Below are 7,772 nucleotides of genomic sequence, written 5' to 3' on the forward strand. Positions count from 1 at the left end.
AGGACCTGCCCGACAGTGTCAGAAATGTCGTGTCGCCAGCGTGTCAGATATGCGTTGGCACTTGAGACAAGTCCTACCTCCTGCGCCGCGCACACTGGATAGGCGATAGCTCGGGCTGGAGTGCTTTGGCGCCGAAAGATCGAGGCGACGGGCTAGGGGACGGCTGGTGTGCCGCCGGGAGCTACAGGCAGACCGGCCGCTTGCCAGGCGCGGAAGCCGCCGATGAGGTCGGTGGCTCGGTGCAGGCCGAGTTCGAGGGCGTCGGCGGCGGCGAGGCTGGACGCGTAGCCCTCATTGCAGACCAGTACCACTGGAGAGTTCGCGGTGAGACCGGGCAGCCGATGTGCGCCGGTCGGGTCGAGCCGCCATTCCAGCACTATTCGTTCCACCACGACCGAACCGGGGATTTCGCCCTCGGCGAGCCGGTTGGCGTGCGGGCGGATATCGACGACCAACGCGCCGTCGGCCAGTAGTGCCGCTGCCTGCTCCGGGGCGACGCGATTCAGCTTGGCTCGTGCCCGGTCGAGCCTGTCCTCGGCGCTGATAGCACTACCTTCTTTCATGGCTGGGACCTCCAGGGAATGCTTTCGGCGCTTATCCTTCGAGGACTGAAATGAGACGGCGTACCCGGAGGTTTTAGCTGGAGGCAGGTTGCCTTGGAGGGTAGCGTCCCGGCGAGGACTGGTCTCATGCCTGCGCCTCGCTGGCGCTCGGCTGCGGAATGAGCGGTTCGCTCACTGCGTTCGCTCATACGCCCACGAAATCCGTGAGCGCACGGTACTCGCGGACCGGTCGCAGCGGTGGTGAATACGCGTGCACCGAGGCGGCCGGGTGGGTGCTGTGATTGCGCAGCCGATGCGCGCGTTCCGGTCCGAAGGCGACGGTTTCGCCCGCCCGCCATTGCGTCGTGCGGACCGGGCCGTCTGGATGACGGTATTCCTCGCCGAGTTCGCCGATGGACACCGTGAACGAGCCGGAGGCACCGCCGTGATCATGCGGCTCGGTGCCCTGCCCCGGGGCCCACGACAGCAGCCACACCTCGACGCCCATGGTCAGAGCCAGCCGGGTCCACCAGCGTTGCTGCGTGTCGAACCGCACGATATCCAGTAGTGGTGTCGCATGGGCATCGGCGACCGACCTGGTCAACTCCCGCAATTCCGCGGGTGACCACAGCGTCCGCTCCGGACACACCGCCTCGCGCATCAGCGGTCCATCGACCGCGGGATGAATATCGTTGGTGTGCTTGAGATTCACCGGCAGTGATGTGGTCAAGCGAGATACTCCTGACAAGGTCGTGGGGACAATCGACTGCGCTGCCAAACCGCGTCTCGCGATTGTCCGGCACCACGACGCCGTTGCCACCGGTCTCGATCACCATGAGCAAAACCCGGACCTTGCCGTCATCGCTGAGGTGCGGCGCACCCGACTGGCCGAAGCGGTGTGGGGTGCCGCCGTAACCGTGCCTGTGGACGGAAATGCGTCCGATGACCGCCAGCACCGGTCCGTCGCTGTCGAACACGCATTGTTGTCCGACAAACTGCGTGGACAGATGCGCTAGTCGCCCTCGGCGCGAAGGCTTTCGAGCATGTCGGTAGCCCAGCAGACGTCGACCGAATCGGGCCCGGCGACACCCATAGCGGCCATTACGGTCAGCAGCATGCCGGTGCCGAGGAAGCTGCACATCTCCTGGACGGATGCGCCGGTGAGTTCCTGGACCACCCCGTAGATGCCGCCGAAGCGGGCGCGGACGTCTAGACCGATGGCCGGATCGGAGGCGGCGGCGAAGGACTGCAATAGGACCCGGAGTAGTTCGTGTTCACTGAGAAACGTTTGGTAGCCCTTGCCGAGCGCGCGCAACTTCTCCTCGCCGGTGGAGTCCGGCTCGATGCCCTCGGCCGCGGCGGCGCGGAAGACCTCCTCGACGCGATCGTAGACCCGATGCGTCACGGCCAGGAACAGTTGCTGTTTGGTGCCGAACAGGCGGATCACATACGGCTGCGAAACCCCGGCCAGCCGCGCGATCTCATCGGTTTTCGTTGCGGCATAACCGGATTCGGCGAATGCGGTGACGGCCGCGCGCAGTACTTCCTCGCTGCGTTCGGTCGCGGTCATCCGGGTTCGGGTTGAACTCGCCATCGTGCTCCACTTCGTCGTCGGCCGCTCGCATTGACATGTTATCAGCCGATGCATACTCTTCGAGCAGTTAGTTATCAGTCGATTACAACAAAGGCTGGATATGTCCGAGACACTCGTAACCGCCGCTCCGCAGGCGTCCGTCGAACCACGCGCGGGCGGGCGGGCGCTGGCCGCCGTGCTGGCCGCGGTCGGCATCCCGATGTTCATGGTCACGCTGGACAACCTGGTGGTGACCAATGCACTGCCGGTGATCCGCACCGAACTCGGCGCCTCCCTCGCCGATCTGCAATGGTTCGTCAACGCCTACACACTGGCCTTCGCATCGCTGCTGCTCACCGCCACGTCCATCGGGGACCGGCTGGGCCGCCGCCGGATCTTCCTGGCTGGTATCGCTCTCTTCACGGCGGCATCCGCGGCCTGCGCGCTGGCCACCGAGCCCTGGATGCTGATCGCCGCCAGGGCGATTCAGGGTTTCGGTGCGGCCGCGGTGATGCCGCTTTCGCTGACCCTGCTGTCATCGGCGGTCCCGGAGAAGATGCGCAGTGCCGCCATCGGCATCTGGGGTGGCATCTCCGGACTCGGTGTCGCACTCGGCCCGCTGATCGGCGGCGCGGTGGTCGAAGGGCTGAGCTGGCAGTGGATCTTCTGGGTGAATGTGCCGATCGGCGTGCTGGTGCTGCCCTTCGCGGCGCGGGTGCTGACCGAATCGCACGGGCGGGCCAAGCGGCTGGATCCGCTCGGGCTGGTGCTGTCCGCGGGCGGCGTACTCGCGGTGGTGTGGGGCGTGATCCACGGCGCCGATGACGGCTGGACCTCGACCGGCGTGCTTACCGCGCTGATCGGCGGTGCGTTGCTGCTCGGACTGCTGATCGCCTGGGAGTTGCGGACGCCGGATCCGATGCTACCGCTGCGGTTGTTCCGCTCCCGGGCCTTCCGGGTGAGCAATACGACCGTGTTCACCTTCTCGGTCGGCGTATTCGGTTCGATCTTCCTGCTGGCGCAGTACTTCCAGGTGGTGCAGGGCTTCGGGCCGCTGCAATCCGGCATCCGGACCATGCCGTGGACGATGGCGCCAATGGTGGTCGCACCGCTGGCCGGATTGATCGTGGACCGGGTCGGTGCGCGGAATCTGCTGACGGCGGGACAGTTTTCGCTGGCAGCTGCGCTGGCCTGGATGGCGGCGGTGGCCTCGGTCGACGCGAGCTATCTCGCATTCGTCGGGCCGTTCCTGCTCGGTGGCATCGGCATGGGGCTGACCTTCGCACCCGGCGCGACCGTGGTGATGGCCAGTGCGAATCCGGAGGATCGGGCGATGGCCTCGGGTACCAATAGCACGATCCGGGAGGTGGGTGTCGCGATGGGTGTCGCGGTACTGGCCTCGGTCTTCGCCTCACACGGCTCCTATGCGGACCCACAGAGTTTCGTCGACGGTCTGATACCCGCCGTGTGGGTCGGCGCCGCGGTCGTCGCGGTGGGTGCAGTGATTTCCAGGCTCCTGCCCAGCCGCGTCACCGCTGTGGACTGATCGTCCGGCACTTGATCGGTAGGTATGTGCCCGCTCCACGTTCACTCGCGTGGGCCGGGCGCACGTCTGTGTTGTGGCAAGGCCGCTGCGGCAGGGGGTGCGTCGCTGCTGGACCGGGGTCGACATGGTGGGCGGATATGCGGTCGGTGCGGGTGCGGGTGCGGGTGCGGCTGCCGGTGTCGGCCTCGGTCCGCTGTGCAAAACGGATCCGCCACCGCGGCTCCGGGCCGAGTGTCCTTACTCGATCACCAGGGAATCGTCGCCATCGGCGCGGCGACCCGTCCGCTTGCAGATAGCTGGGACGCTCGTTATCGACCGTGTGGTGCGCTGAGCCGCGCTGGCCTGGGTGAACTGCGCAACTTCGAGACCGGCACACACTCGGCAAGCGTGTCAGCGGTAATCCGGATGAATCGGCCCTCGCGCATCTAATACGATTCGACCAGGAGCAATGTGGGTCGGCAATACCGCGGACCCGCGAACCGACCCCCAGGGGAGAGACGAACGATCGTGGCCGACGACAACGATGGAGTCGAGAACGCAGCGCTGAGCGAGGAGGCATTGGCCGCCGCCGCGGCAGAGGCCGAGAAGGCGTTTGCGGCGGCCGCCGATCTGGATGCGCTCGCGGTCGCCAAGACCGAGCATCTCGGCGGTAAGGCGCCGCTGGCGTTGGCGCAGCGCGCGCTCGGCAGCCTGCCGAAGTCGGAGAAGGCGGACGCGGGCAAGCGCGTGAACGTCGCGCGGGCGCGGGTATCGGAGGCTTTCGAATCGCGCCGCACGGTGCTGCTCGCCGAACGCGACGCGGCCGTGCTGGTCGCCGAGACGATCGATGTGACGCTGCCCGCGCGCCGGGACGCCGTCGGTGCACGGCATCCGATCACGGTTATCTCCGAGCAGATCGCCGACGTGTTCGTCGCGATGGGCTGGGAGGTCGCCGAAGGGCCCGAGGTCGAGACCGAGCACTTCAACTTCGACGCGCTGAATTTCCTGCCCGACCATCCGGCCCGCACGATGCAGGACACCTTCCATATCGCGCCCGAGGGTTCGCGACAGGTGCTGCGCACGCACACCTCGCCGGTCCAGGTGCGTTCGCTGCTCGAGCGCGAACTGCCGATATATGTGGTCTGCCCTGGTCGGACCTTCCGCACCGATGAGCTCGACGCCACTCACACCCCGGTCTTCTCCCAGGTGGAGGGACTGGCGGTGGACAAGGGTCTGACCATGGCGCATCTGCGCGGCACCTTGGACGCGTTCGCGCGCGCCCTGTTCGGGCCGGATACCCGGACGCGCATGCGTCCCAACTACTTTCCGTTCACCGAGCCCTCCGCGGAGGTCGACGTGTGGTTCCCGGACAAGAAGGGCGGCGCGGGCTGGGTCGAATGGGGCGGCTGCGGCATGGTGAACCCGAAGGTGCTGATCGCCAGTGGGATCGATCCCGAGGTGTACAGCGGGTTCGCGTTCGGCATGGGGCTGGAGCGGACGCTGCAGTTCCGCAACGGCATCCCGGACATGCGGGACATCGTCGAGGGTGACGTGCGTTTCACGCTGCCCTTCGGTGTCCGGTCCTGAGCTTGCCGATTTCAACGACCCTTCGATCGAGAGAGCGAAACGTCAAGTGCGAGTAGCGCAGTCCTGGCTGACCGAAATCCTGCGGCGGACCACCCCCGACTGGTCGGTGACGCCGGAGGAGCTCGATGCCGGATTCGTCCGCGTCGGGCTGGAGGTCGAAGAGGTCGACAAGCTCCAGCCGGTGAGCGGGGATATCGACAAGCCCCTGGTGGTCGGTCGAGTCGCCGAGATCACCGAGCTCACCGAGTTCAAGAAGCCGATCCGGTTCTGCAAGGTGGACGTGGGCAACCCGGAGCTGCAGGAGATCGTCTGCGGTGCAACGAACTTCGCCGTCGGCGACCTGGTGGTCGTGGTGCTGCCGGGCGGGGTGCTGCCCGGCGGATTCCAGATCTCCTCGCGCAAGACCTACGGGCATGTGTCCAACGGCATGATCTGCTCGGTCGCCGAACTCGGTATCGGCAAGGATCATTCGGGGATTCTGGTGCTCGAGCCGGGTACCGCCGAACCGGGCACCGACGCCAATGAGCTCCTGGGTCTCGACGATACGGTCATCGAGCTGAACATCACGCCGGATCGCGGGTACTGCTTCTCGACCCGCGGTCTGGCGCGCGAGCTGGCGTGCGGATTCGATCTCGACTACGCGGATCCGGCGGTGCGGACACTGCCCGATGACGAGCAGGACGCGTGGTCGGTCCGGCTCGAGCCGGAGTCCAAGTGCACCCGTTTCGCGGTGCGCCGGGTCACCGGTATCGACCCGAATGCGGTGAGCCCCTGGTGGTTACAGCGTCGGCTGCTGCTGTCGGGTGTGCGCCCGATTTCACCTGCGGTCGATGTCACCAACTATGTGATGCTCGAGCTCGGCCAGCCGCTGCACGCCTTCGATGCGGCCAAGCTCAGCGGCGGTCTCGTCGTGCGCACGGCCAAGAGGGGCGAGACGCTGCGCACGCTGGACGAGGTCGAGCGGGTGCTCGATGCCGAGGATGTGGTGATCGCCGACGATTCCGGCGTGGTCTCCCTCGCGGGCGTAATGGGCGGTGCGACAACGGAAGTCGGCGCGGAGTCGACCGATATCGTGCTCGAGGCCGCCACCTGGAATCCGCTGCTGGTCTATCGGACCGCGCGCAGGCACAAGCTGGTCTCCGAGGCCGGTAAGCGGTACGAGCGGGTCGTCGATCCGGAGATCAATGTCGCCGCGCTCGATCGCGCGGCCACGCTGCTGGCCGAAATCGCCGGTGGCACTGTGGAATCCGCGCTCACCGATGTTCGGGTGCCGGTGCCCGCCGCGCCGCCGATCCGGATCGATATCGATCTCGCCGATCGGGTCGCGGGCGTGGTGTATCCGACCGGCACGTCGGCACGTCGGCTCGCGCAGATCGGCTGCACGGTCGAGGTGGGCGTCAACGAGGCCACCGGGCACGGACAACTCGTCGTCACGCCGCCGAGCTGGCGGCCCGACCTGGCCCAGCCCGCCGACCTCGTCGAAGAGGTGCTGCGGCTGGAGGGGCTGGAGCAGATTCCGTCCGTCATTCCGACCGCGCCGGCCGGGCGTGGGCTGACCGCCGCGCAGCGCCGCCGTCGCGCGGTGAGCCGGGCGCTGGCCTTCGCCGGATGCGTCGAGGTGCTGCCGCCGCTGTTCCTCGCCGCCGGGGTTTTCGACATCTGGGGTCTGGACGCCGACGATCCGCGCCGCACCACCACGCGGGTGCTGAACCCGCTCGATGTGGAGCGCGCGGAATTGGCGACCACGCTGCTGCCGGGACTGCTGGAAGTGGCCGCGCGCAATATCTCTCGTGGTGCGCGCGATCTCGCGATCTTCGGGATCGCGCAGGTGGTGCTGCCCGGTCCGAACGTGCGGGCGGTGGCGGCGCTGCCGGTGGATCGACGTCCGACCGATGCGCAGATCGAGGAACTGCTCGATTCGCTGCCCGCCCAGCCGGTGCACATCGGTGCGGTCCTGACGGGTCGGCGGGAACCGCGTGGGCCGTGGGGTGCCGGGCGTCCGGCGGAGGCCGCCGATGCCTTCGCACTCGCCGATGCCGTCGCCGATGCGGCGGGCGTGACCATCGAGCGTCGTCCCGCGGTCCATCTGCCGTGGCATCCGGGGCGGTGCGCCGAGCTGGTGGTCGATGGTCAGGTCATCGGGCATGCGGGTGAACTGCATCCGGCCGTGCTGGAGCGGGCGGGTCTGCCGCCGCGCACCTGCGCCGTCGAACTCGACCTCGATGCCCTGCCGCTTCGCGAATCCCGGCCTGTCCCAGTGGTTTCCCCGTTCCCGGCGGTACTGCAGGACGTTTCGGTGAGCGTCGCGAAGTCCGTGCCCGCCACCTCGGTCGAATCGGCGCTGCGCACCGGCGGCGGTGCGTTGCTCGAGGATATCGCCCTGTTCGACGTGTACGAGGGCGCGCAGGCGGGTGAAGGTCGCAAATCGCTGACCTACGCACTGCGTTTCCGCGCCAGTGACCGGACACTGACCGAGGACGAAGCGAGTGCCGCGCGTGATTCGGCGGTAGCGGCCGCCGCTGGCGCGGTCGGCGCCGTACTGCGC

At 67.5% G+C, this 7,772-nt stretch carries 7 protein-coding genes; 4 read left to right on the plus strand and 3 right to left on the minus strand.

Annotated elements, in window-relative coordinates:
• Positions 1 to 152: 152 nt before the first annotated feature.
• Together NP3_RS26235 and NP3_RS26240 are read right to left on the minus strand one after the other, a co-directional pair.
• Positions 153 to 545: a rhodanese-like domain-containing protein gene (locus tag NP3_RS26235; RefSeq protein WP_063044274.1), complete on the minus strand. Its 393-nt coding sequence runs from the start codon at positions 543 to 545 to the stop codon at positions 153 to 155.
• A gap of 202 nt (positions 546 to 747) precedes the next feature.
• Positions 748 to 1,272, minus strand: a complete 525-nt coding sequence (locus tag NP3_RS26240; RefSeq protein WP_063044266.1) for a cysteine dioxygenase — start codon at positions 1,270 to 1,272, stop codon at positions 748 to 750.
• 22 nt (positions 1,273 to 1,294) lie between these two features.
• Between NP3_RS26240 and NP3_RS26245 the strand changes: the two genes are divergently transcribed.
• Positions 1,295 to 1,558 (plus strand): hypothetical protein, encoded by a 264-nt coding sequence (locus NP3_RS26245; RefSeq protein WP_157124558.1) that lies wholly within the window; start codon positions 1,295 to 1,297, stop codon positions 1,556 to 1,558.
• Here NP3_RS26245 and NP3_RS26250 read toward each other — a convergent pair.
• Positions 1,555 to 2,136, minus strand: coding sequence for a TetR/AcrR family transcriptional regulator (locus tag NP3_RS26250; RefSeq protein WP_063044268.1), 582 nt, complete (start codon positions 2,134 to 2,136; stop codon positions 1,555 to 1,557). The genes NP3_RS26245 and NP3_RS26250 overlap by 4 nt on opposite strands.
• A gap of 100 nt (positions 2,137 to 2,236) precedes the next feature.
• On the opposite strand from NP3_RS26250, the gene NP3_RS26255 reads away from it, so the two are divergent.
• From NP3_RS26255 to pheT, 3 genes are all read left to right on the plus strand, one after another.
• On the plus strand, positions 2,237 to 3,661 hold the full coding sequence (locus NP3_RS26255; protein ID WP_063044269.1) for an MFS transporter: 1,425 nt from the start codon (positions 2,237 to 2,239) through the stop codon (positions 3,659 to 3,661).
• A gap of 507 nt (positions 3,662 to 4,168) precedes the next feature.
• Positions 4,169 to 5,227 carry a phenylalanine--tRNA ligase subunit alpha gene (pheS, locus tag NP3_RS26265; protein WP_063044271.1) on the plus strand — a complete coding sequence of 353 codons (1,059 nt, stop codon included), beginning with the start codon at positions 4,169 to 4,171 and terminating at the stop codon, positions 5,225 to 5,227.
• A 46-nt stretch (positions 5,228 to 5,273) separates the two neighbouring features.
• The coding region (gene pheT / locus NP3_RS26270; protein WP_063044272.1) for a phenylalanine--tRNA ligase subunit beta at positions 5,274 to 7,772 on the plus strand (2,499 nt) is incomplete at its 3' end.

The organism is Nocardia pseudovaccinii NBRC 100343, from assembly GCF_001613225.1.
Lineage (GTDB): Bacteria > Actinomycetota > Actinomycetes > Mycobacteriales > Mycobacteriaceae > Nocardia > Nocardia pseudovaccinii.

Excerpts from the sequence above, each read along its gene's own strand:
- NP3_RS26255 (WP_063044269.1), top strand. The coding sequence starts at position 2,237 with ATGTCCGAGACACTCGTAACCGCCGCTCCGCAGGCGTCCGTCGAACCA.
- NP3_RS26250 (WP_063044268.1), bottom strand. The coding sequence starts at position 2,136 with ATGGCGAGTTCAACCCGAACCCGGATGACCGCGACCGAACGCAGCGAG.